The sequence below is a fragment of the Mesorhizobium sp. M0296 genome (assembly GCF_040321675.1).
Classification (GTDB): Bacteria; Pseudomonadota; Alphaproteobacteria; order Rhizobiales; family Rhizobiaceae; genus Mesorhizobium.
Map to the genome: position 1 here is coordinate 1 of NZ_JAMYRZ010000032.1, position 22437 is coordinate 22437.

23 protein-coding genes and 1 tRNA gene are annotated in these 22437 nt (G+C 61.5%); 11 read left to right on the plus strand and 13 right to left on the minus strand.

Annotated elements, in window-relative coordinates:
• Window positions 1–1510: 1510 nt before the first annotated feature.
• Together NKI97_RS25525 and NKI97_RS25530 are read left to right on the plus strand one after the other, a co-directional pair.
• On the plus strand, window positions 1511–2227 hold the full coding sequence (locus NKI97_RS25525; RefSeq protein ID WP_352837219.1) for a pentapeptide repeat-containing protein: 717 nt from the start codon (window positions 1511–1513) through the stop codon (window positions 2225–2227).
• 947 nt (window positions 2228–3174) lie between these two features.
• Complete coding sequence (locus tag NKI97_RS25530) at window positions 3175–3429, plus strand: hypothetical protein (RefSeq protein WP_352624653.1); 255 nt, start codon at window positions 3175–3177, stop codon at window positions 3427–3429.
• A 20-nt stretch (window positions 3430–3449) separates the two neighbouring features.
• On the opposite strand, the gene NKI97_RS25535 is transcribed toward NKI97_RS25530, so the two are convergent.
• Window positions 3450–3692 carry a hypothetical protein gene (locus NKI97_RS25535; protein WP_352837222.1) on the minus strand — a complete coding sequence of 81 codons (243 nt, stop codon included), beginning with the start codon at window positions 3690–3692 and terminating at the stop codon, window positions 3450–3452.
• Window positions 3693–3925: 233 nt separating this feature from the next.
• The gene (locus NKI97_RS25540; RefSeq protein ID WP_352837225.1) at window positions 3926–4435 is read right to left on the minus strand and encodes a Vgb family protein; all 510 of its coding nucleotides are present in this window, start codon (window positions 4433–4435) and stop codon (window positions 3926–3928) included.
• 570 nt (window positions 4436–5005) lie between these two features.
• On the opposite strand from NKI97_RS25540, the gene NKI97_RS25545 reads away from it, so the two are divergent.
• Window positions 5006–6634 carry a recombinase family protein gene (locus tag NKI97_RS25545; RefSeq protein ID WP_352837318.1) on the plus strand — a complete coding sequence of 543 codons (1629 nt, stop codon included), beginning with the start codon at window positions 5006–5008 and terminating at the stop codon, window positions 6632–6634.
• Here NKI97_RS25545 and NKI97_RS25550 read toward each other — a convergent pair.
• Window positions 6591–6667 (minus strand) — tRNA-Met (locus tag NKI97_RS25550). The genes NKI97_RS25545 and NKI97_RS25550 overlap by 44 nt on opposite strands.
• A gap of 236 nt (window positions 6668–6903) precedes the next feature.
• On the opposite strand from NKI97_RS25550, the gene NKI97_RS25555 reads away from it, so the two are divergent.
• Entirely contained in the window at window positions 6904–7878 is a 975-nt protein-coding gene (locus NKI97_RS25555; protein WP_352837228.1) for a Gfo/Idh/MocA family protein, read from the plus strand.
• 13 nt (window positions 7879–7891) lie between these two features.
• On the opposite strand, the gene mnmA is transcribed toward NKI97_RS25555, so the two are convergent.
• The gene (gene mnmA / locus NKI97_RS25560) at window positions 7892–9082 is read right to left on the minus strand and encodes a tRNA 2-thiouridine(34) synthase MnmA (protein ID WP_352456412.1); all 1191 of its coding nucleotides are present in this window, start codon (window positions 9080–9082) and stop codon (window positions 7892–7894) included.
• Between the two features lie 261 nt (window positions 9083–9343).
• On the opposite strand from mnmA, the gene sciP reads away from it, so the two are divergent.
• On the plus strand, window positions 9344–9619 hold the full coding sequence (sciP, locus tag NKI97_RS25565) for a CtrA inhibitor SciP (protein WP_023679563.1): 276 nt from the start codon (window positions 9344–9346) through the stop codon (window positions 9617–9619).
• Between the two features lie 57 nt (window positions 9620–9676).
• On the opposite strand, the gene NKI97_RS25570 is transcribed toward sciP, so the two are convergent.
• Window positions 9677–10603, minus strand: a complete 927-nt coding sequence (locus NKI97_RS25570) for an NADP-dependent oxidoreductase (RefSeq protein WP_352837231.1) — start codon at window positions 10601–10603, stop codon at window positions 9677–9679.
• Between the two features lie 93 nt (window positions 10604–10696).
• Between NKI97_RS25570 and NKI97_RS25575 the strand changes: the two genes are divergently transcribed.
• Entirely contained in the window at window positions 10697–11092 is a 396-nt protein-coding gene (locus tag NKI97_RS25575) for a winged helix-turn-helix transcriptional regulator (RefSeq protein ID WP_352469683.1), read from the plus strand.
• A gap of 60 nt (window positions 11093–11152) precedes the next feature.
• On the opposite strand, the gene NKI97_RS25580 is transcribed toward NKI97_RS25575, so the two are convergent.
• A complete protein-coding gene (locus NKI97_RS25580; protein WP_023719275.1) occupies window positions 11153–11530 on the minus strand; it encodes a flagellar export protein FliJ in 378 nt (125 codons plus the stop codon).
• Window positions 11531–11980: 450 nt separating this feature from the next.
• Here NKI97_RS25580 and ctrA point away from each other — a divergent pair, with 450 nt between their 5' ends.
• The gene (ctrA, locus tag NKI97_RS25585) at window positions 11981–12676 is read left to right on the plus strand and encodes a response regulator transcription factor CtrA (RefSeq protein WP_006203583.1); all 696 of its coding nucleotides are present in this window, start codon (window positions 11981–11983) and stop codon (window positions 12674–12676) included.
• Window positions 12677–12781: 105 nt separating this feature from the next.
• On the opposite strand, the gene NKI97_RS25590 is transcribed toward ctrA, so the two are convergent.
• Window positions 12782–13150, minus strand: coding sequence for a response regulator (locus tag NKI97_RS25590; protein ID WP_023679559.1), 369 nt, complete (start codon window positions 13148–13150; stop codon window positions 12782–12784).
• Window positions 13151–13389: 239 nt separating this feature from the next.
• A complete protein-coding gene (gene chpT, locus NKI97_RS25595) occupies window positions 13390–14019 on the minus strand; it encodes a histidine phosphotransferase ChpT (protein WP_352452917.1) in 630 nt (209 codons plus the stop codon).
• 340 nt (window positions 14020–14359) lie between these two features.
• Between chpT and NKI97_RS25600 the strand changes: the two genes are divergently transcribed.
• Window positions 14360–14941 carry a DUF1134 domain-containing protein gene (locus NKI97_RS25600; protein WP_023679557.1) on the plus strand — a complete coding sequence of 194 codons (582 nt, stop codon included), beginning with the start codon at window positions 14360–14362 and terminating at the stop codon, window positions 14939–14941.
• Window positions 14942–15090: 149 nt separating this feature from the next.
• Window positions 15091–16254: a coiled-coil domain-containing protein gene (locus NKI97_RS25605; RefSeq protein WP_352837234.1), complete on the plus strand. Its 1164-nt coding sequence runs from the start codon at window positions 15091–15093 to the stop codon at window positions 16252–16254.
• Window positions 16255–16291: 37 nt separating this feature from the next.
• Here NKI97_RS25605 and NKI97_RS25610 read toward each other — a convergent pair whose 3' ends face one another.
• Window positions 16292–17089 (minus strand): TrmH family RNA methyltransferase, encoded by a 798-nt coding sequence (locus NKI97_RS25610; protein ID WP_352837237.1) that lies wholly within the window; start codon window positions 17087–17089, stop codon window positions 16292–16294.
• Between the two features lie 312 nt (window positions 17090–17401).
• On the opposite strand from NKI97_RS25610, the gene NKI97_RS25615 reads away from it, so the two are divergent.
• On the plus strand, window positions 17402–18406 hold the full coding sequence (locus NKI97_RS25615) for a L,D-transpeptidase (RefSeq protein WP_352452914.1): 1005 nt from the start codon (window positions 17402–17404) through the stop codon (window positions 18404–18406).
• Between the two features lie 90 nt (window positions 18407–18496).
• Here the strand turns inward: NKI97_RS25615 and NKI97_RS25620 are convergent, their stop codons facing one another.
• The 4 genes from NKI97_RS25620 to NKI97_RS25635 form a co-directional block, all read right to left on the minus strand.
• Window positions 18497–18835 carry an ArsR/SmtB family transcription factor gene (locus NKI97_RS25620; protein ID WP_023679553.1) on the minus strand — a complete coding sequence of 113 codons (339 nt, stop codon included), beginning with the start codon at window positions 18833–18835 and terminating at the stop codon, window positions 18497–18499.
• Window positions 18836–19008: 173 nt separating this feature from the next.
• Window positions 19009–19770: a HugZ family pyridoxamine 5'-phosphate oxidase gene (locus tag NKI97_RS25625; RefSeq protein WP_352743344.1), complete on the minus strand. Its 762-nt coding sequence runs from the start codon at window positions 19768–19770 to the stop codon at window positions 19009–19011.
• Between the two features lie 16 nt (window positions 19771–19786).
• Entirely contained in the window at window positions 19787–20548 is a 762-nt protein-coding gene (locus NKI97_RS25630; protein ID WP_352837240.1) for a 3-hydroxyacyl-CoA dehydrogenase, read from the minus strand.
• Window positions 20549–20611: 63 nt separating this feature from the next.
• The gene (locus NKI97_RS25635) at window positions 20612–21166 is read right to left on the minus strand and encodes a GNAT family N-acetyltransferase (RefSeq protein ID WP_352837243.1); all 555 of its coding nucleotides are present in this window, start codon (window positions 21164–21166) and stop codon (window positions 20612–20614) included.
• A 281-nt stretch (window positions 21167–21447) separates the two neighbouring features.
• Between NKI97_RS25635 and NKI97_RS25640 the strand changes: the two genes are divergently transcribed.
• A complete protein-coding gene (locus tag NKI97_RS25640) occupies window positions 21448–22437 on the plus strand; it encodes a glutathione S-transferase family protein (protein ID WP_352837245.1) in 990 nt (329 codons plus the stop codon).

Consider the following 22437-nt stretch of genomic DNA (forward strand, 5'->3'; position numbering starts at 1 on the left):
ATAGCAGTTTGCGCATAATCAACGATGCATGGCCTTCTGCACCGTGCGACGCGGCCCTGCGATCGACCACTTCGAACCATGTTTGGACCGCGCACTTCGCCGATCAGCGCAGTAACCAACCCGCGGAGTTCCGCGAGCGACAGCCTTCAAACGAATCAGTCGGTGGTAGCGTCACGCATAGGGTGAATCACGAACGCGCTCGCCTGCAAACCCCTTCGCCCGGAAATCTGCCCCGGTTACGCGGTTCGCCAGCAGACTGAGAAGGAGCGGTTTCAGCCGATCGCCGATGCTACTTGTTATCTTTGTGCCGAATGGCAGCTTTGCGCCCCGATTTCGGCCGTTCGACTATATCGTTCGAACTGCCGAAAGCTGTCGGGGCTCCGGCCCTCTCAAACCCTCCGCCGCCGTTGTCGCGCATGTGCCGCATGCCACCTGCCGTGCTTTCAGCGAGCCGACCTTACCTCCAGTCTGGAACCTAGCAGTCGCCCAACTGGTTCAACCTTCCGCCACGGCCGGGCAGGGGAGGGCGTGCAAAACGGTAGGCGCGACCTAAGAAACGGTCGCGGCTCGAGTCGGTAGAGGGATACCGCCGATACACTGCTGTAACCGAGTTCGTTTGCTGACGGGACTTCTTAATCGGCGCAAATAGGTCCGACTCTAACCTCCGCAACCAGTTCCAGCATAAATCACTAATAGTCACGATCTGATCAAAGCCCCGCCGGAAAAAACGGCAAGGCATTTCCCACGGCAGGTTTGGCGAAGCGCGGAAGGGCACTCTGCCGCCCAGAGTAAGCGGCCTGCACGGTGAAGACGAGAGGGACGCTTTTCCAAGCGCGGAGTTCGAATCCCTCCCTCTCCGCCATAAAACATTGTTTACGTTGATAAAAATACAAGAATAGGTTGCGCGTCCGCCATAAAGCCCGCCAACCGAAAAAGGCGTATTCGCGGCACGTCAGCTTACGACACAAATATACGGGGTTGATGCTTCGACCTGGGAGATGGCAGAGATCAACTTCGGCTTCGCTAAGCGAAGTCGTGGGGTTCATGCGACAGCGGAATCAGGATATGCGACGAGCACCCCGTGCCGGGTCACCCTCGCCGTCGGGAAGTACCGATCGGTGCGGAACCAAGCGGATTCACGCTTGTCGGCAGCGGACGGCGGCGGTGGCGGTCAGCACCCGAGCAGGCTCCCAATTAGCGAGACAAACGTCCAGAGCGGAGGCCAATCTTGGCACGCGACTTCGCCAGCCTGAACGATCGCTCTCCTCGGCTTAGTCAAGCATACCTACGGAATGATGCGCCTGGCCGGTGACAAATGAATCGCTGCTGGACCGCCGATGATATGGGGAGGCGCTCGCAAATCGCGCCCTACGCGCGGGGTGATCGGTTGATCAACATCAAAGCTTGAATATGAGAAATGCGCTAACTGTGACGGCGGTGGTCACCGTGGCTCGTGTGTCAGCAGATGTGGTAAGGTTGAGTGTCGGCGAGTGGCAGAGGTCCAGCAACAATGACTTTGAGACGAACCAGAGCTCACGGCGCGTCCGGCTTGGTTATAGCGGTTTGCACTGTGTTTGCTTGGCAGAACGCCACTGCTGCTCAGAATTGCGATGCAGCCGCGACGCCTGGCGTCAATTGGCACGAGTGTGACAAGAAGCTTCTCATCCTAGAAGGACAGGACCTGAGCGGGGCGAACCTGTTCGGTGTTGATTTCACTTCGACCGACCTCAGGAACAGCAATCTCCTTGCGGCAAATCTTGAGAAGGCAACGCTTGTGCGTGCTTCCCTGGCCGACTCGACCGCCAAAGGCGCCCGGTTCGACAGAATCGAGGCCTACAGGACCGACTTCAGCCGTATGGACGCGCAGGGCGCTGTGTTTGCGAGCGCGGAAATACAGCGCTCGAATTTCCAGGGCGCCAATCTGACCAATGTTGATTTCACAAAGGCAGAATTGGGGCGTGCGCAGTTCCATGACGCCGATATCAGCGGCAGCCGCTTCTCGTTTGCCAATCTCGCACGGGCGGACTTCCGAGGAGCGACGTTCACCGCGCCGATAGACTTTGACCGCGCCTTTTTCTTTCTGACCCGTATCGAGGGCGTCGATCTTTCCAATTCGGCGGGTCTGTCCCAGTGGCAGCTCAACATGGCTTGCGGAGACGCCCGGACCGAGTTGCCTTCTGGCTTGACGAGGCCTGAAGATTGGCCCTGTCGATTCCAGCAGGAATAGTTGTCGGCAAGCGAACTGTGCAATGCTGCACCCGACAGGATTTGAACCTGTAACTTCTGCCTTCGGAGGGCGCAGATCCTCCGCCAAAGTGGCACGTTTCTGCGGTATTGCTATTGGCGAAATCGCGGCCGAAGGGTGTTTGTGCCCCTTCCGTTCACCGCTACCGGTTCAATCGAACGGGTAGCTCCTGTCCGAATAAGTGGCAGCAACTCTTGTATCGTCGAGAATGACTACCATCGTCGTGATTATCATTCAGAAGCCTGGCACCAACGCGTCGATCATACTCGCCTCGCAGCACTTGAAATAGGCCGCGGCATCTTGGGGGGCTTAGCTTTCGTCGGTCAAACGCCTGTCGAATGCATCTAGAGCGTTCATTCAGCAGCTTGGTGAGTCCGTTCGACCGGCGTGTACTCGTTTGTCGAAGGTTCAGGAATACAGTCGCAACGGCCTCACTATGTGATCTGGAAGGTCAACTGCTGATCCTCCCGCTCAACTCCTAATGAACCAGCGGATGCCGGGCGAATGGCGCTCCAGGCCGCTACTTGGGCGACGAATGGAGGCATTCACTCACGACCGCTGCGGGTTCTTCGACGACCCGCTGTCTTATGACTTACCTTGCGTAGACACAGCTTGTGAAAACGCGCGATAAGGTCGGCCTGCGCTAGATTCAAAGATGGCGGGGGCACCAGAAGATGGCACACCGAATGTGCAACGCAATGCTTGGCTTCGCGGCACTTGCCCTAGCCGCGTGCCAATCGGCTGCTGAAACGTCGCAACCGGCCACTCTCGAACCTGCGTTAGAACCTGGTGCCATTCCTCCCCAACCTGCCTTGGTTCCTTCCGACTCAGCAATCATGCATCAATCCGTGACGGTCACTCCCCCTGGCAAGGGCGTTCCAACTAAGTACGCTGCTTTTTCGGGTCTATGGGCCGGACGACTGGATGGGATGTATGACGCCAAACTTGCTGTTCAGACGATTTCTTCCGATGGGAAGGTGACGGTCACCTATGCGTGGGGAAATCTGGGCGACAACTATCCGGGGGAGGCCGCCGGCGCTGGAAGAATTGTGGGGACTACGTTGAAGCTTGAGCGCCTACCGAATGGCGCGGAGGTCAGTTTTGTTATGCTGTCCGACGGAGCCCTCGCCGGAACCGTTAGGCTTGCTGGCCAGACCTACACGGGCGCGTTCCTCAGGCAATGATCAAAGACGCATCTGAAGGGCTATGGAGAGGGCCAAACGACTGTTCCAATTTTGCAGCCTGTTGTTACCGGAGTGGAGGCCGTGCAGGTCGTGATCCCCAGATGAGCCACAACTCGATGCAAATGATCGTCGAACTTCTTGCCCGCCGCCTTGACTGCAAGCGCGGCCTGATCACCCTTCGCCTCCCGAATGACGGCCTCGATGCTCTGGCGGTTGATATGCGAGAAATAGCTGTCGCCGGTCGGCTCGAACCATTTCGCCATTTTCACCTCAAGAGCCTATCCAAGCCGCTCTGCGTGCTCGAAAGCGCCTTTACGGTCATAGCAATGAAGCGCACAGCGTTGACGGAATGAGCCGCCGCAAAAGGGGCGGCGCCGATCCGCGGATGCGGATCCGCGTCGATCCTGCACGGAGCGCGGCGCTAGCAGCGCGGAGGAAGGACGGGGAGACCGAACTTCGCCATGCTGGCGCTAATGAAGCCGCGGCTGGGACCGCCTCACTTGGCGGAGACGGTGCGGATCACGACCAGCCGGTCGGCCCCGGATAGCAGCCAAACCTCTCCGCGGCGGCCATTGATCTGGCGGACATCAGCGTTTTCCGTGGACTTGGGGTACGTCGTAAACTTGTCTGTCTGCGGATCGAACGCGTGCACGGCGTTCCCTCCGAAATCGGAGAGCCAGACAATGTCGCGCTCGTCCACATAGACCGCATAGGTGCGAGGAAGGTCGCCGGGCAAACGCCAAGAGTTCCAGCCGCCGTCATGGGGGTCGTCGACCGATACCTGTCCCGCATTCCATTCCGAAATCCAAAGCCGTCCCCGGCTGTCCGACCACACGCGGCGCGCCCCCTGGTCCGGGGTCGGAGGCTCGATCACTCGAGCTTCACCGCTCTTGCGGTCGATGCTTGCCAGATAGCTGCCGGCGAGCGACACGAAGTAGACGTCTCCGTTCGGGGTCGCAGTAATCCCGTAGGGGCCGCGGCCCTCTGGAGCGTGGAAAATTTTCATGTCGCCCGTCGCAGGGTCGGGCCTTCCGTAGTCCGCTCTGCCCGGTGAACCAGAGGAGGCCGTCGCCGTCGAACCTTCCGTCACGGCCGTGCAGGGGAGGGCGTGCAAAAAGGTAGGCGCGACCTAAGAAACGGTCGGGCTCGAGTCAGTAGAGGGATACCGCCAATACAGTGCGGCCACTGAATTCATTTTTTGCCAACAAGGCTGGCCGGAGAGCAAGCGATTAGGCTCGCGGATTTCCGAAAAGCACGCCTTGCTATCCCTTTCTGCGACCGATCGATTTGGTGACTTCTCTCATCTCCCGCTTGTGCACATCTTGGGAGACATGGACCAACATCATGATCTCGGCAGGCTTGAGGGAGGCCATGCATCCTGCGGACTGCTATTTCCGCCGTCGCAAGTCCGTCGCTATTATTGATCCGTAGCGAGGGCCACCCGCAATGGTTGTGAAATCCCACAAACGGGTCTTGCGCCAGGTGCCTGACAGAGCGATTCTGCGCCTTGCAAGCGCTCTCGCGCGCCAAGCGGCCCGCGAAGATCACGCGCGTGAACAGGCCGAGAAACCTCATCATGAATCGAACCGCGATCTACGCACGCTTCTCAACCGACCTCCAGAACGAGCGATCGATAGACGATCAACTCGCTTTATGCCGAGCGTACGCAGAACGTGAGGGGTTGAACGTTGTCGCAACGTTTGACGACCGAGCGCGCTCCGGCGGCTCCGTCATGGGCCGTGACGGTTTGCTTCACCTCATGGACAAAGCTCGTGAGCACGAATTTGATGTTCTCGTTGTGGAGGCCCTTGATCGGCTCTCGCGTGACATGGAAGACCTTGCCGGCATTCACAAACGCCTTTCATTTCTTGGCATCGAAATTCGTGCCGTCCACGAGGGCGTGGTGAACACAGTCTTGGTCGGGCTTCGCGGTCTTGTTGGGCAACTCTATCGAGAGGACATCGCTCACAAAGTCCGTCGGGGCCAGGCCGGCCAAGTCAGCAAGGGGCTCCATGCCGGTGGATTGACCTACGGCTATTCCTACGTGCTAGGCGACCCCGGAAAGCGCCTGATCGCAGACGACGAGGCGGAGATCGTGCGTCGTATCTTCAGGGAGTATGTTGATGGACGGACCCCGCGTGATATCGCGCACAATCTAAATAGAGAGCACATACCGCCGCCTCGCGGTCGAGCCTGGAATGCCTCTACTATCAATGGAAATGCGCAGAGAGGGACGGGGCTGCTTCATAATGAGCTGTACGCCGGTCGCTTGATCTGGAACAGGGTCAGAATGATCAAGGATCCTGATACGGGGAAACGGGTCTCGCGTCCGAATCCCAAGGGTGAATGGCGAATAGTCGAAGTACCCGACCTTGCCATTGTTTCGTCCGACCTGTTCGACGCAGCACACGCGCGGAAACAGGCGCGCGCAACCACCCATCCGAGCCATCAGCGCCGACCACGGCATATGTTGGCGGGGCTCCTGAGGTGCGGTGCCTGTGGTGCGGGAATGTCGTCAAAAGGCATGGACAAATCCAAGCGCATTCGCATCCGCTGTTCCGCCGCGACAGAAAGCGGAACATGCGCTGATCCTAAGACCTTTTATTTGGATACGGTCGAAACTGCAGTGCTGAACGGGCTTACCGCCGAGTTGCGCCATCCTGAAGTGATTGCCCAATACGTCCAGACGTACCACGAAGAACGGAAGCGCTTGGCAGCCGACACCGATGCCAGGCGCACTCGTTTGGAGCGACGGCTTGGAGAATTATCTCGGGAGATCGAGCGGCTGGTCAACGCCATTGCCAAGGGCCACGGCGACCCAGCCGTACTGGGACCGCAGTCAACAACGCTGAATGAAGAGCGTAAGTGCATTTTGGCAGAGTTGGATCGGGTGCCCGCCGCGACCGGAGTGATCGCGCTGCATCCTGCGGTGCTCGCACGCTACGAGGAACAACTGAACCAGCTTCAGACAGGGCTCGCCAGGGGCGTTGTGGCTGGCGATTCCGAAACTGCAGAGGCGATGCGGGACTTGATCGAAACCGTCACGGTGTTTCGAGATCCATCGAGGATCGGCGGGATCGAAGTCGAAATCGCTGGGCGGCTAACGGTACTCCTGGGTGAGGGTGCCTTCCCCCACGGCGTCAAAGGAGTGGGGGGAATGGTGGTAGCGGGAGAGGGACTTGAACCCCCGACCCCAGGATTATGATTCCCGTGCTCTAACCAACTGAGCTACCCCGCCAGGGCGGCGAAGGCCCGAAATCCAGCTTAAATCGGCAGGCATATCGGCGCGTTCGCCAAGGTCGCGCGGATATAAGGTTGCGAGGCCAAGCCTGTCAAGCATCGAAGTGGCTGCCGCGCCGGCATATTGCTGGCGCCTAAAGCTTTGCCGGGCAGACATTTGGGCGCACAGGCCGGGGTTGAGTTCAGCGAGGCACGTCGCTATGTCTCGGCCACGAAAGCCATGGTCATGAATTGATGAAACCGCGCATTGCAGTCCTCGGTTGCGGATACTGGGGCAGCAACCACATCCGCACCCTAAAGGCGCTCGGCGCGCTGCATGCGGTTTCGGACGTCAACCCCGCGCGTGCGGAGGGTTTTGCCAGCGAGCAGGATTGCCTGGCGATAGAGCCGGAGGCGCTGTTTGCCCGCGACGATGTCGACGCCATTGTCATGGCGCTGCCGCCGCAGTTCCATGCCGACATGGCGGTGCGCGCCGTGCTCGGCGGCAAGGACGTGCTGGTGGAGAAGCCGATCGCGCTGACGGTGGCCGATGCCGAACGCTCGGTGCAGTCGGCCGCCGATAATGGCCGTGTCTTCATGGTCGGCCACGTGCTGCGCTTTCATCCCGCCTTCGAGACGCTGAAGGCGCTGATCGACAATGGCGAACTCGGCGAAGTCCGCTACATCCATTCGCATCGGCTCGGCCTCGGCAAGTTCCATACCGAAAACGACGCGCTATGGGATCTGGCGCCGCACGATCTGTCGATGATCCTGGCCATCACCGGCACCGAACCGGTCGAAGTGCGCGGCGAAGGCGCTGCTCTTCTCGACAATCTCAGTGACTTTGCGCATCTACACATGCGCTTTCCCAACGGCCTGCGCGGCCATCTGTTCGCCTCGCGGCTCAACCCTTACCGCGAGCGGCGGCTGACCGTTGTCGGCACCAAGGCGATGGCGGTGTTCGACGATGTCGAGCCGTGGGAGCGCAAGCTTGCCGTCTATCGCCACGCGGTGTGGCAGGACAGCGGCCAATGGGCGTTCACCGCCAACGAGCCGTCCTATGTCGCGGTCGGTGAGGGCATGCCGCTGACGCGCGAGCTGGAGCATTTCATCCACTGCATCGAGACGCGGGCCGAACCGCGCACCAGCGGCGAGGAGGCCATCCGCGTGCTGCGCATCCTGACCGCCGGCACCGTCGCCCATACAAGGCCCGCCCATACAAGGCCCTAAGAGAAAACGCCGTCTATTCGGCGGGTACCCGCGCCGGCTGGACGGCAAGCCGCGTCAGCATCGCCTCGGCCTCGGCGCCGCGCTCGGAGCGCTCGATGAAGCCGCCGCCGAACACGCGCGCCTCGTTGCCATCGTCGGAATAGAGCACGCAAGCCTGACCGGGCGCGATGCCGGATTCGCCGTCTACCAGTTCCACCGAAGTGACACCGGCGCGGTGATGCAGCACGGCCGGGCGCGGCGGCCGCGTCGAGCGCACCTTGGCGAAAAGCTCAAGCCCGGCCGCCGGGATAGCGGTCAGCGGGCCATCGCCCAGCCAGTTCATGTTGCGCAAGAAGATCTTGTGGGTCTCCAGCGCCTCGCGCGGGCCGACGACGACGCGGGCCCGGTCGGCGTCGAGATGAACGACGTAGAGCGGCTCGCCCGAGGCGATGCCGATGCCGCGGCGCTGACCGACGGTGTAGCGCAAAATGCCCTCGTGGCGGCCAAGCACGCGCCCGTCTATATGGACGATGTCGCCTGGATTGGCGGCAGCCGGCTTCAGCTTGGCGATGATGTCGGAATACTTGCCCTGCGGCACGAAGCAGATGTCCTGGCTGTCCTGCTTGGCCGCAACCGTCAGTCCCATCTCCTCGGCGATGGCGCGAACCTCAGGCTTCGACAGGCCGCCGAGCGGAAAACGCAGATAGTCGATCTGTGCCTGGGTGGTGGCGAACAGGAAGTAGCTCTGGTCGCGGTCGGCGTCGACCGGCCGGTAAAGCGCGCGGTGGGCGCCATTGGCGCCGGAACGGATGTAGTGGCCGGTCGCCAGCGCGTCGGCGCCGAGTTCCTTGGCGGTCGCAAGAAGGTCGGCGAATTTCACCGTCTGATTGCAGGAAACGCAAGGGATCGGCGTTTCGCCGGCGACATAGCTCTCGGCGAACGGGTCGATCACCGCCTTGCGGAAGCGCTCCTCGTAATCGAGGACGTAATGCGGGATGGCGAGCGTCTCGGAGACGCGGCGGGCATCGTCGATGTCCTGGCCGGCGCAGCATGAGCCGGCCCGGTGCGTTGCCGCGCCGTGGTCATAAAGCTGCAGCGTGACACCGACGACGTCGTAGCCCTCGCGCTTCAGGAGGCCGGCAACGACCGACGAATCGACACCGCCCGACATGGCGACGACGACGCGGGTGTTTTCGGGGCGTCCGGGAAGATCGAGGCTGTTCATGGTTCTTTCGTTCTGCGCGGCGCTTCAATGCCAATGGCCGGAATATAGGTCAAGCGTCTCGGCTGCGCCAGCTTTGCCGGGCCGGCTCATTTTTCCTGCCGGGTTCAATGCGCTTGCCGGCAGATGTTTCAAATGCCGATGAAAAGGCTAACGCCGCGTTCATGATCCTTACCTAACCATTAGGGTCTGCTTAGGCAAATTTTAAAGCTGTGGCGGTAATGTGGTGGGGATTGGGTCTTTGAGTTTTTTGTAGAGAGTACGATGACCGATCTAATTAGACCGCGAGTCAAATATGTTATCGGGCCGGACGGCAGCCCACTTACCATCGCCGATCTGCCGCCGACGAACACACGTCGCTGGGTTATCCGGCGCAAGGCGGAAGTGGTGGCGGCGGTGCGTGGCGGGCTTTTGAGCCTCGAAGAGGCATGCCAGCGCTACAAGCTCACCACCGAGGAATTCCTGTCCTGGCAAGCGTCGATCGACGAATACGGCCTTGCCGGCCTGCGCACCACGCGCATCCAGCAATACCGGCATTAGGCCGATAAGGGCGCTGATCAGCGCCCTTACGTCTGTGAGGGGCGACGATCTGCAATTTCAGACCGTCAGCACCACCTTGCCGATCGGCCTGGTGGCGAGAAAGGCATGGGCGGCACCGGCCTGTTCGAGGGGAAACGCCTTTGCCACGTGGACGGCCAGCTTTTTCGCGTCGATCAATTTGCCGAGCTCCACCAGAGCGGCACGGTCGGGCACTACGGACATGCGCTCGACGTGGATGCCTCGCGTCCTGGCCTTTGCCTTGGTGGCATCGCTGACATCGAGCAGCGACACCAGAACGCCGCCGGCAGTGAGCACTTTCAGTGATTGCTCCGCATGCACGCCGCCGAACGGGTCCAGAACCAGATCGATGTCGCGGGCCTTCGCGGTGAAATCATCCCTTGTGTAGTCGATCACCTCGTCGGCGCCGAGCGAGCGGACGAAATCGAGCTTTTCCGGGCTGGCGATCGCGACGACGTAAGCGCTGTGCGCCTTGGCGATCTGCACCGCCAGGTGGCCGACGCCGCCGGCTCCGGCGTGGATCAGCACGCGCTTGGCAGAATCGAGCCGGCCATGGCGGACAAGGCCTTGCCAGGCCGTCAGGCCGGCCAGCGGCAGCGCGGCGGCTTGCGCGTGATCTATGCCTTCAGGTTTCGGCGCAAGCTCATCAGCCGGGACAGCGGCGAGTTCGGCGTAGGCTGCCGCCTGTTTGGGAAAGCGCGGCATGCCGAACACGGCATCGCCGACCTTGAGGCCGGAGACGCCGGAGCCCAGCGCCTCGACAGTCCCCGAAACATCCCAGCCAAGGACAAAAGGCGGCTCGCCAAGCAGCGGATAGTGGCCGCCGCGCACCGCACCATCGACCGGATTGATGCCGGCCGCTTCGATGCGGACGAGCACTTCGCCGGCTTCGGGTGATGGCGCGGGGCGATCGGCAATGACGAGGACATCGGGTCCGCCGAAGGAATTCTGGATAATGGCACGCATGGAAGGCTCTCCTGCTGGTTTTGATGTGCCACTACCATTTGGATAGTTATTTTCTCTTGTCTAGTATGTACCTTTTTGATATATATGCACCCCATGGATAGTGAAGATGTTTCCCCTTTTGGCTATGACGCCTTTCGGCGGTCGTGCCCGTCACACGCCGTGCTCGAGACGCTCGCCAGCAAATGGGTCTACCTGGTGATCTGTGCGCTGCGCCGGGGCCGGCTCCGCAACGGCGAATTGGCGCGCAAGCTCGAAGGCATCACGCCGAAAATGCTGACGCAGACGCTGCGTATCCTGGAACGCGACGGGCTTGTGCGGCGCGAGGTTTTCCCGGTCATTCCGCCGCGGGTCGAATATGAGTTGACCGAACTTGGCCAGAACCTGGCAGGGCTGCTCAATCAGATCAGAGCCTGGTCGGAGCAGCATGTGCCCGACATCAAAAATGCGCGCGCACGGGCGGCGGAACAGCAAGAAGATCTGGATGCCTGAGGCGGGCACAGTTCGGTGCAGCAACAGCGCGCAAGCGCGACGCGCGTTAAAGTCTTGTTTTCACCCGATCATGGCGCTGCGGCCGCCGGCTTCTGTGTCGCGCGCCTTGGTGTCGCGCGATTCCAGCATCTCGGCCTTGGAAAGCTCCGCTTCGGCTTCGCTCAGCAATGATTCGGCGACATTTCGCTGCTGGGCGAGGTCGCTTTGCGAATTTCTAAGGTTGTCGCGGCGTAGCCGTGCCGCCTTGGCGAAGGTCGGATAAGCAAAGTGATTGATGTCGGTGATGCCGGCCTTCTTCTCTTCGGCAGCAATCTGAAGTTCCAGCTCGACGGCCATGCGCTCGAATTCGGCGATCATCATGTCGAGCTGCAGCAGCTGCCGCCGCTTCTCGCTCACCTGAAATTGCTTCAGCCGAACGAGGTTTTCACGTGACTTCATGATTCGGTACTCCCGGAAACGCACACCTGCACATATCGTCCAATTCACCCGGCAAGGCCCAGGCTTGACCCGTTTCCACCGGCTTTCCCCGAACTATGGGAAACAAACTCCTAAAGTTTTTTGCCGGCGGTAACCATTCGTTTACGGGCATTGTTAATCATACGGCTCAGGACTTAAGGGCGGGTAAAAATTCTGCTTCTCGTCGGGAAACCCGGCCAACGAGTCCGAAGAGTCACTTAGTCTGGCTTATTAATGTGCTGCATTAACGGTTTGGGTCTGTGATTCGTTATTGGATTCAACAAGGTGTAGAAAGGGGTTAAAAAATCTGATACCGTCATGGACGGGGAATTAGGTTTTATTAACCATTCGATGGCAGCCTCTGCTCAGGCAATCACTGCTCCGGTCCTGGACGGGTCGTGAAATGGTCCGGCAGCAGAAAAGGGGAATGAAATGCGCGTTCTGCTGATAGAAGACGACAGTGCAACCGCACAAAGCATCGAGCTGATGCTGAAATCGGAAAGTTTCAATGTCTATACGACCGACCTTGGCGAAGAGGGCGTCGATCTAGGCAAGCTTTACGATTACGACATCATTCTCCTCGACCTCAATCTCCCCGACATGTCGGGCTATGAAGTTTTGAGAACACTTCGCCTGTCCAAGGTGAAGACGCCGATCCTCATCCTCTCCGGCATGGCCGGCATCGAGGACAAGGTGCGCGGCCTCGGCTTCGGCGCCGACGATTACATGACCAAGCCCTTTCACAAGGACGAACTGGTCGCCCGCATCCATGCCATCGTGCGGCGTTCCAAGGGCCACGCCCAGTCGGTCATCACCACCGGCGACCTGGTGGTCAATCTCGATGCCAAGACCGTTGAGGTCGGTGGCCAGCGCGTGCATCTGACCGGCAAGGAATATCAGATGCTGGAACTGCTCTCGCTGCGCAAGGGCACCACGCTGACCAAGGAAATGTTCCTCAACCATCTCTATGGCGGCATGGATGAGCCGGAGCTGAAGATCATCGACGTCTTCATCTGCAAGCTGCGCAAGAAGCTTGACGCCGCGTCTGGCGGGCAGAATTACATCGAGACCGTCTGGGGCCGCGGCTATGTGCTGCGTGAGCCCGAAGATATCCGCGTCAGCGCCTGAACTAGGGGCGTGATCCCAAGGTGGGCGCCGATTTTTTCGGAAAAGAACCCGGCAAAACAACAAGATAGAGCCGATCCGATTTTCGTCGGAATGGAACAGCTCTGATCAGGCGGCAATCTTCAAGGCGCGGAAGCACTCGAGCAGTTGCGGCCGGTTGAACGGCTTCAGCAGGTAGCCCTGGGCGCCGGCGCGCTTTGCCCGCATGATCGCCCCGACGTCGACTTCGACCAGCGAAATCAAGACTTGCGGCACTACCGGGCTTTCCATGGCGCGCACGCGGCGGATGAGGTCCTGCGCCTGCATGTCCGGCAAGGCGCCGTCGACGACGATGATATCAGGCATGTCGACCGCGCACATCTCGATCGCCTCGTGGCCGCTGGCGGCTTCGATCACCATCATGCCGGAACCGCCCAGGATACGCCTTGCGACCTTCCTGATGACGCTCGAATTGTCGACGAACATGCAGCGTTTCATTCCGGGACCCTCTTTGCCATGCGGCGAACCGGCAGCGTCGTGGCATCTGCCGGGGAACATAGGCCGATCTGGTAAAGAAGCCGAAAAGCCGTTAGGTAAAATTTTCCTGAAGGTGTTTTAAATGAAATCTTCTTTCGCAATGCTTCACACAATCAATCCGCAAGCCCGCCCCACAGATGTTAGGACAACGCCGCAAATATGACTTGAGAAAAATACTTTCCCCACTCTTTAGGAGAACTTCAGGCTGCGGAAAGGACGATCTCGTCGGCGGTCGCATGGATCGAAATCGTCATGTTGGCTTCGCGGGCCAGGAGCAGCGTGTAATAGGGCTGCACCGAATGCGCGTCGATCGGCTCTTCCGGCCTGTGGCCGGAATGCAATTCCAGGAATTTGGGCGGCACGCGGAGCATCGGGCCGCTCGCCGCGAGCGCAAAGCGCGGCTCGGTCTCGAGGTTCTCCAGCGTGACCACCAGCCTGCCGCCGCGCGGAATGGCGGCGTTAGCGACGAGGATGAGATTGAGCAGCAGCTTGACCTTGTTCTTGGGCAACAGTGCGCGGGTTCCGTTCCAGATCAGTTCCGGCTTCTCGTTCTTCAGGAAGGCGATGGCCACGGCCTCGGCGTCCCCGGTGTCGATCAGCATGCCGGCGGAACCGGCGGCACCGAAGGCGATGCGGGCGAATTGCAGGCGGGCGGAGGCGTTTTTGGCGCTTTGGCGGATCAGCTTCATGGCGTCTTCGTCGGCGCCGCCTTCGTCGAGCAGCTCAAGCCCGTTGTTTATGGCACCGACCGGCGAAATGATGTCGTGGCAGACCCGGCTGCACAGCAGCGCTGCCAGATCGGGTGCGGAAAGGGTGAAAAGCTCGGCCATCGGCAAAAATCCCTGCAAATTTCACAACACAATGACCGGGCGATCATGATCACGCCTGTCCACACGAATCACGCTCTCTCCCAAGCATTCTGAATACACAGCGCTTGTGCGTGCAGCAACAAATCCGAAATCATGATTGTTGAAAATGGCGTGTTCACGCAGCAGGGTGCTGCGCGGGCGATGTGAAAACAGCCTTCGAACCGCCATCTTCATGTGGGAGTTTAATGGTTGAAAAAGGATTACGGCATAGTTTGCCCCTAACAGTCATCCTTAACGGCCGCCAAAGAGCCGTACGGGTGCGAGGCGTCGGCGAAAGTGCTCCCTGACGGAGATTGGAAGCATGGTTTCCCGATTCTACGACCGGACTTTTTTCCGTGTCATCTCAATGACGATCGCGCTCATCGGCCTTGTCGCCTTTTCGGCATCGGCCGCGCGGGCGCAGGAATACACCGCGCAGGAGATCGTCGATTCCGGTCATAAATTCTTCGGCGCGACATCGGGCGGGCTCGCCACCGTCGTCGAGAAGATTTTCGCCACCTATGGCCTGCCGAACGGCTATCTGCTCGGCGAAGAGGGGTCCGGGGCGCTGATCGGTGGCCTGACCTATGGCGAAGGCACGCTCTACACCAAGAATGCCGGCGACCACAAAGTGTTCTGGCAAGGCCCTTCGCTCGGCTGGGATTTCGGCGGCGAGGGCTCGCGCGTCATGATGCTGGTCTACAATCTCGACGATGTGAGCAGCCTCTATAATCGTTTTGGCGGCGTCGCCGGCTCCGCCTATGTCGTCGCCGGCGTCGGCTTCAACGTGCTGAAGAACAACAATGTGCTGCTCGTGCCGATCCGTACCGGCGTCGGCGCTCGTCTCGGCGTCAATCTCGGCTACCTCAAGCTCACCCAGCGCGCGACCTGGAATCCGTTCTGACACCTGCATGATGGCGCCACTGCGATTGGAGCTGTGATCCCACGGTCTGAGCTTTGCCGCGGCATACTCTTGCCGTGGCGCCGGATTTCCGTCATGCGGAGATGGCAAAGTCGACCTTTGGCGGTTGCCATGCACAACGGATAGTCATCTTGGTCCAGTCGATCCTGTTCTTTGTTCTCGGCTTTCTCTGCGCCGGCTTCCTGGCGCTGATGATTGCTCCGGCCGTGTGGCGGCGGGCGGTGGCGCTGACGCGCAAGCGCGTCGAGGGCTCGATGCCGTTGACGCTGGCCGAGATCCAGGCGGACAAGGATCGCATTCGCGCCGAGTTCGCGGTTTCGGTGCGCCGGCTTGAAATGACCGTCAAGTCATTGCGCGAGAAAGCCGCCGAACAGCTGGTCGAGATCGGCCGCGACCGCGAAGCCCTGAAGGAATTGGCGGCCGAGCGACAGGACAAGAACCGGGTCGTCGCCGATCTTACAGCCAGCGGCGAGGAGCTTCGCAAGCGCGATGAGCAACTGCAGCAGCTGTCGGAACGGCTTGCGGAGACCGAGCGCGCCCTCGAAAAGCGCGGGCTCGAACTGCGGAAACTGGAGCACATGTATGACGACGCCAGTTTTTCATCCAGCAGCAGGCAGATCGAGCTGGTGGCGCGCGAATCCGAGCTGCAGAAGTTGGCAAGCGACATTTCGCTGCTGCGCGGCCAGCGCAAGGAGGCGGACAGGCGCAGCCAGGAATTGGCAGCCAAAAGCAAGGTTTTGCGGGACGCGCTGAAGGCCGAGAAGAAAAGAACCGGCGATCTGGAAAAGAAGGTCGAACGCCTGCTCGCCTCGCTGGCCGATCGCGAGGACAGGCTCGAGCGCCGCGAGAAGGAACTGGTGCGCCTTCGCGAAAAGCCGAAAGGCGCTGAAAGGGCGCCTGCGGTGGGTCTTGCCGGCGTGCCAGGCACCCAGGTCAATGTGGCCGCCAACGGCGACATCGAACAGACAACCGCCAAGCTCGACGCCGACCGCGAGCGGCTGGAGGCCAGGCTGACGTCGCTGGCACGCGAGAACAGGCGGCTGAAGACAGATCTTGCTGCCGTCGAAACGTCGAAATCGCGGACCGGAGACGATACCGGCAGCGCCAGCGCGGCATTGCGCGAAGAGATGAACGATCTGGCGGCGCAAGTCGTCGCCTTGACGGCAAAGCTCGACGGGCCGGATTCGCCGATCGCCCGGGCGCTTGCAGCGCCTGAGGATACGCGGCCGGGGAGCGGCGGACGCAGCCTTGCCGATCGGGTGCGGGCGCTGCAGAAGGCCGCTTCGACCGACTAAGATTCCACAAGCGCGAGCGGGACGCCCCGGCTCTAAATTAGGCTCCGGAAAAATGATGCAGCGCGATGGCTGACGCGGCGGCGACGTTCAGGCTGTCGAAGCCCTGCGCCATACCGATCCGCAGCGTCTGCAGGCGGGCAAGCAGGCTTTCCGGCAGGCCTTCGCCCTCGGTGCCGAGATAGAGCGCCAGCCGCTCGTTTCTCTTGGCATCGCGAATGTCGATCTGCCCGCGCGGCGACAAGGCGAATTGGCTGAAGCCTTGCCGGTCGAGCATTGCGGTGCAGCCGGCGGTATCGGCAAAGCAGGCGAAGGGGACTTTCAAGGCCGCGCCCACCGAGACGCGGATTGCCTTGCGGTACAGCGGATCGCAGCAGGTCGGATCGAGAAGCACGGCATCCGCGCCAAAGGCGGCGGCATTGCGGAAGATCGATCCCATATTGTCATGATTGGCGATGCCGACCAGCACCACGATCAGCGCGCGGGCGGGCAGTGCGCCGAGCAAAGCTTCAGCGGAGACGGCCGCGCCCTTGCGGCCGATCGCCAATATGCCGCGATGCATGTGGAATCCGGCAATCCTGTCGATGACTTCGCCGGATGCGACATAGATCGGAAGCCTGGCAGGCGCCTTGCGCAGGACGTCATCGAGGCCGGCCAGCCGGTTCTCGAGCACCAGCACCGATTCTGCCTCGAAGCGACGGGCGGCAAGCAGCGTGTCGAGCACCACCTTGCCTTCGGCGACGAAACGGCCCTGCCGGCCGGCAAGATCGCGTTCCCGGATGTCGAGATAGGCGGCGACGCGAGGATCCTGCGGGTCGTCTATGCGGATCGGATTCATGGCTTCCTCGGCGGATCTTGGCGTCGGCCGCGAATCGGGATTCGGCTTCGGAAGGCATGATGCCGGATCCGAAGCTCTGACCGTATCTCAGCGTCCAAATGGATGCACGCCGTTCTAACGGTCAAATCCAATCACAAGGCGCCGGGCCGAGACGCCTTGCCTGGCCTCCTGGCGGCATGGAGATATTGATTCCCGCGGCACGGCACTTCGGCCAAGCCGCTTCAATGCAGAATTTCGATGGGGCGAAGGAACCCCACGGGGCCATGCCGCGTCATAGAGGCGGGCTCCTGCTGCGGTCCTGGGAGGACATCGATGATCAGGCTCCTCCTCGTCTTTGCCGCCACGCTTGCCCTCGCATGCGGCGTGGCTCGCGCGGCCAAGCTCGATCCAGCCACCGTCAATCAGGCCCAATTCACTATCGGCGAACCGAAGGGTGTCGATCCGATGCTGCTGAAGGCGCAGATCCTTCTGGATCGCGCCCGCTTCTCGCCGGGCCTCATCGACGGTCGCCTTTCCCAGAACTTCGCCAAGGCCGTCGCCGCGTTTCAGGCGGCAAACGGACTTCCGCCCGATGGCAAGCTCAGTCCACAAACCTGGAGCAAACTCATCGCAACCTCCGCCAAGCCGGTGCTGGTGACCTATGAGGTGATGCGCAAGGATGTGCGCGGACCTTTCACCAGGCGTATTCCGGCTCGCTTGGAGAGGATGGCCCGCTTGCGGCGGCTCGGCTATCGCAATGCGGTGGAGAGGTTGGCTGAGCGCTTCCACGTCAGCGAACAATTGCTGCGAATGCTCAATCCGGGCACCAGCCTCAGGAAACCAGGCAGGACGTTGGTGGTGCCTGATGTCAGCAGGGGCGACCCTCCCGCCGGCGTTGCCGTCGTCGAGGTCGACAAGGGCGCCCGCCTGGTGCGTGTGCTCGACCGTGCCGGCAAATGGCTGGCGGTCTACCCCGCCTCGATTGGGAGCGAGGAGAAGCCGGCGCCAAGCGGCATGGCGGAGGTCAGGCGCGTGGTGCACAACCCTACCTATCACTACGATCCGGACTTCGCTTTCAAGGGGGTCAAGACCAAGCGGCCCTTCACCATCGCTGCCGGGCCGAACAATCCCGTGGGATCGGTCTGGATCGATCTCTCCATCGAAAGCTACGGCATCCACGGCACGCCCGAACCAAGCAAGATCGGCACGACCTTTTCGCATGGCTGCATCCGGTTGACCAATTGGGATGCCGAAGACCTTGCCTCCATGGTGCAGCCGGGCACGAAGGTCGAGTTCAAGGACGAGATTGCGCAGGCCGCCGACGAGCGCGTTCAATAGCAAGGCTGACTTGGCAGCAAAGCGGACTTGGCAGCAAAGCGGACTTGGTAGCAAAGCGGATTTGGCGGGGGCATTCTCCGCCTCGGCCGCTCAGGTCCCGGCGCGACGCAGCCGGTGAGCCATCTGCGACAGTTCACCTTCGCCGAAAATGCCGTCCAGCATGTGCAGCAATTCGCGCACCGCCGCGGACTTGCAGGAATAATAGATCATTTGCCGGTCACGGCGGGTCTCGACAAGGTCGGAAGCCCTCAGCTTGGCCAGATGCTGTGACAGGGCGGATTGGCTGAGCGATACCTTCTCGGCTATGGCGCCGACCGACATCTCGCCCTCGGCCAGATAGCTCATGATCAACAAACGTTTTTCGTTGCCCATCAGCGTCAGAAACGCAGCCGCGGTTCCGGCGTTGGCGACTAGTTTGTTCGAGACCATAGATCCCCCATGCCTTCTTGCTCATCCGCCGCTATGGGGGCAATAGCGTCGGATTCCATAGACTTTCCCTATAGATGCACGCCAACGATTCAGCGTCACTCGCAAAGGTAGAACATTTCGCTCAAATCTCAAGGCTTGCTTTCCATGCAAGCCGATTAACCGTGCGGCTGTGATTAATTTGCCGATCGGGCAGCCTTTGCCATGTCGATCAGGACAGGCCTGAGGTCGCGCGCCGCTCTCAGCGGCTCGGGGAAGAAAACCCGACAGACATTGTCGCCCGATACGAGATCCATCCCGTCGGCGTCGAACCCGGTGACGATCCAGCCGTCACTCTCGGCCCCGCCGAAATGACTTGCGTAGAGGGCAATCGCATCGAGATGGTCGGCGTTCATGTGGTCGAGCGCCGATTGCTCCCCGGCGGCAAGCTCTTCGACGATCGCTCCCGTCGCGACCAGATCGGTGCGGTCGAGCAGATAGGCCTTGCCGAAGCCGCCGTTCAGGCTGGCGCGCTCCGGTTCGAGCCGGAAGATCGAAAAGTCGCCGAGCCCGGCATAGAGTTTTGCCTTGGGGTTGCGGTTGAGGTAGCGCCGCTCGGCGCGGGCGTGTTCGTTCGATCTGCGTTCGAGCCGCACGGCGCGGCAGACGAGCGTCAATCGCGGATGCGCCAGCGGATCGCCCTTGCCGGGTTCGCCGACGAGCAACGAGCAGCGCGGGTCGGCAAGGATGGCGCCGGTATGGGCGGACAGCATCGATACCAGGATCAATGGCGTGCCGTCGATGTCTGTGGCGACGCCGACCCGGCTGGCCAGCGGCGAACCGGTTCCTGGTTCGAGCACTGCCAACGCGCCGAAACGGGCGCTGCGGATCAGCGTCTTTGCCAGCCTGATCGCCTCGGTATCGGTCGCGCGGATCACGTCTTTCCTGGGTTCGTCCAAGGCATCACCGTCGCATTTATTTCGGCGCCATGCGGATGGCGCCGTCGAGGCGAATGGTCTCGCCGTTGAGCATCTGGTTCTCGATGATGTGCAAGGCAAGTGCCGCGTATTCCGAAGGCTCGCCCAAACGGGAAGGGAAGGGCACAGCGGCGCCGAGCGAATCCTGCACCTCCTGCGGCATGCCGGCCATCATCGGCGTCCTGAAGATGCCGGGTGCGATGGTGCAGACGCGAATGCCGGAGCGGGCGAGATCGCGCGCCACCGGCAGCGTCATGCCAACGACGCCGGCCTTGGACGCGGAATAGGCGGCCTGGCCGATCTGGCCGTCATAGGCTGCGACCGACGCGGTGTTGACGATGACGCCGCGCTCGCCGCCCTGCAGCGGCTCGAGCCTGGCGATCCGGTCGGCAACCAGGCGAATCATGTTGAAGGTGCCGACCAGATTGACCTCGATCACCTTGCGGTATTGATCGAGCGGATGCGGTCCGTCCTTGCCGATCGTCTTCATGCCGACAACGATGCCGGCGCAATTGACCAGGATGCGCGGTGCGCCGAGCGTCTCTGCCGCTTCCGCGACTGCGGCGGCACCGCTCTCGGCGTCGCTCACATCGCATCGGACGGCGATGCCGCCGATGTCGGCCGCCACCTTGGCCGCACGCTCGATACCGAGATCGAGGACGGCAACCCTGGCGCCGCCGGCGGCAAGAGCGCGCGCCGTCGCCTCGCCAAGGCCGGAGCCGCCACCGGTGACGATCGCAATCTGGCCGTTCGGGTTCATCTCGACGTCCTCCTCCGTGCCCAGACTATGCCGCCAAGCCACCGTGCGACAGCACCGGCACGGTCATGCCATCGCGGCGATGTGCGCGGCAATCCTTGCCTGGTCGGCGTGGCAAACCTCGCCCGCCAGCCTCGCCACCGCGCCCGGCACGATCTCATGCGCCAAAAGCCGGTCGGGGTCGACCGGACGCGGCATCGAGATCTGCCCGCGCGGCAGCCTCCTGAAGTCGAGCGGGCCGTAGTAAGGTTCGTCGCCGACCAGCATCACCGCCGGTGCGCCGGCCTTGGCGGCGGCTTCCAGCGCGATTACCACCAGCCGGCGGCCGATGCCGAGATTTTTGAAGGCCGGCCGCACGGCGAGCGGCCCGAGCATCAGCGCGCGGCCGGCACCGGCGGCGATGCGCGTCATCCGTACCGAGGCGACGACGATTGCGCCATCGACGGCCACGAAGGACAAAGCGCGTTCATGCGGGCCACCTTGGCGGATCTTGTAGGCGGCGAGCACGAAACGGCCCGGCCCGAAGGCCTCGTCATTGATGGCTTCGATTTCAGGATCGTGCGCCGGAGTTTCCGGCAGGTATTTCACGTCGGCCAGGTATTTCAAGTCGGCAAGGCTCATGGTCTTTGCGTTCCGGTATGCGAGGGAAGGTTTGCTGCAAGCGGCAGCATTCGCCAGTCAGCGCTTCATCAAGCGTGGGCGCTCTTTCGTCGTCGGTCGAACCGGATCAGGGCAAAGTCGAACATGCGGATTGTCCGCTAGCACCAATTTTCAGCCGCCGCAATCGGCCGGCGCAGCCGACCGCACTCGACGACGCAGCCGTTGACGATCTGTTCAGCATCGGGGATTTCCGCGGCGCCGCTTGGTGCCCTACATCGGGTAGGAACGCGAAAGGATATTGCATGGGATTGCTAGTCGAAGGCCAATGGCAGGACCGCCGGTACGATAGCGGGGAGAGCGGCGGCAAATTCGTGCGCGCGCAGTCGCAGTGGCGCGACTGGGTGACCCGCGACGGCGCGCCGGCCGAAGGGCGAAAACGCGGCTTCAAGGCCGAGCCCGGCCGCTACCACCTCTATGTCTCGCTCGCCTGCCCGTGGGCGCATCGGACGTTGATCTTTCGCGTGCTCAAAAAACTCGAGGACGTGATTTCCGTCTCGGTCGTCCATCATTTCATGGGCGGCGACGGCTGGACGTTCCTGGCCGAGGACGGCGCCACCGGCGACACGCTCTACGGCCTCGATTTCCTGCACCAGATCTACACCAGGGCCGATCCCGGCTATTCGGGCCGGGTCACCGTTCCCGTGCTGTGGGACAAACGCGAGCAGACCATCGTCTCCAACGAATCCTCCGAGATCATCCGGATGCTCAATTCGGCCTTCGACGAATGGGGCGATGCCAAGCTCGATTTTTATCCGCAACCGTTGCGCGGCGAGATCGATGCGATCAATGCGCTGGTCTATCCCGCGGTCAACAACGGCGTCTATCGCGCCGGCTTCGCCACCACGCAAGCGGCCTACGAGGAGGCGTTCGGCGAATTGTTCTCGGCGCTCGACATGCTGGAGGACCGTCTGTCGAGGCAGCGCTATCTCGTCGGCGGCCGCATCACCGAGGCGGACTGGCGGCTGTTCACGACTCTGGTCCGCTTCGACCCGGTCTATGTGGGCCATTTCAAGTGCAATCTGCGCCGCATCGCCGACTATCCGAACCTGTCGAATTACCTGCGCGATCTCTATCAGGTGCCTGGCGTCGCCGGCACGGTGAATTTGCACCACATCAAGGCGCATTATTACCGCAGCCACGAGACGATCAACCCGACGCGCATCGTGCCGGTCGGGCCTGAGCTCGACTATGGCGCGCTGCATGACCGCGACAGGTTCAGGAAGGCGGCGTGA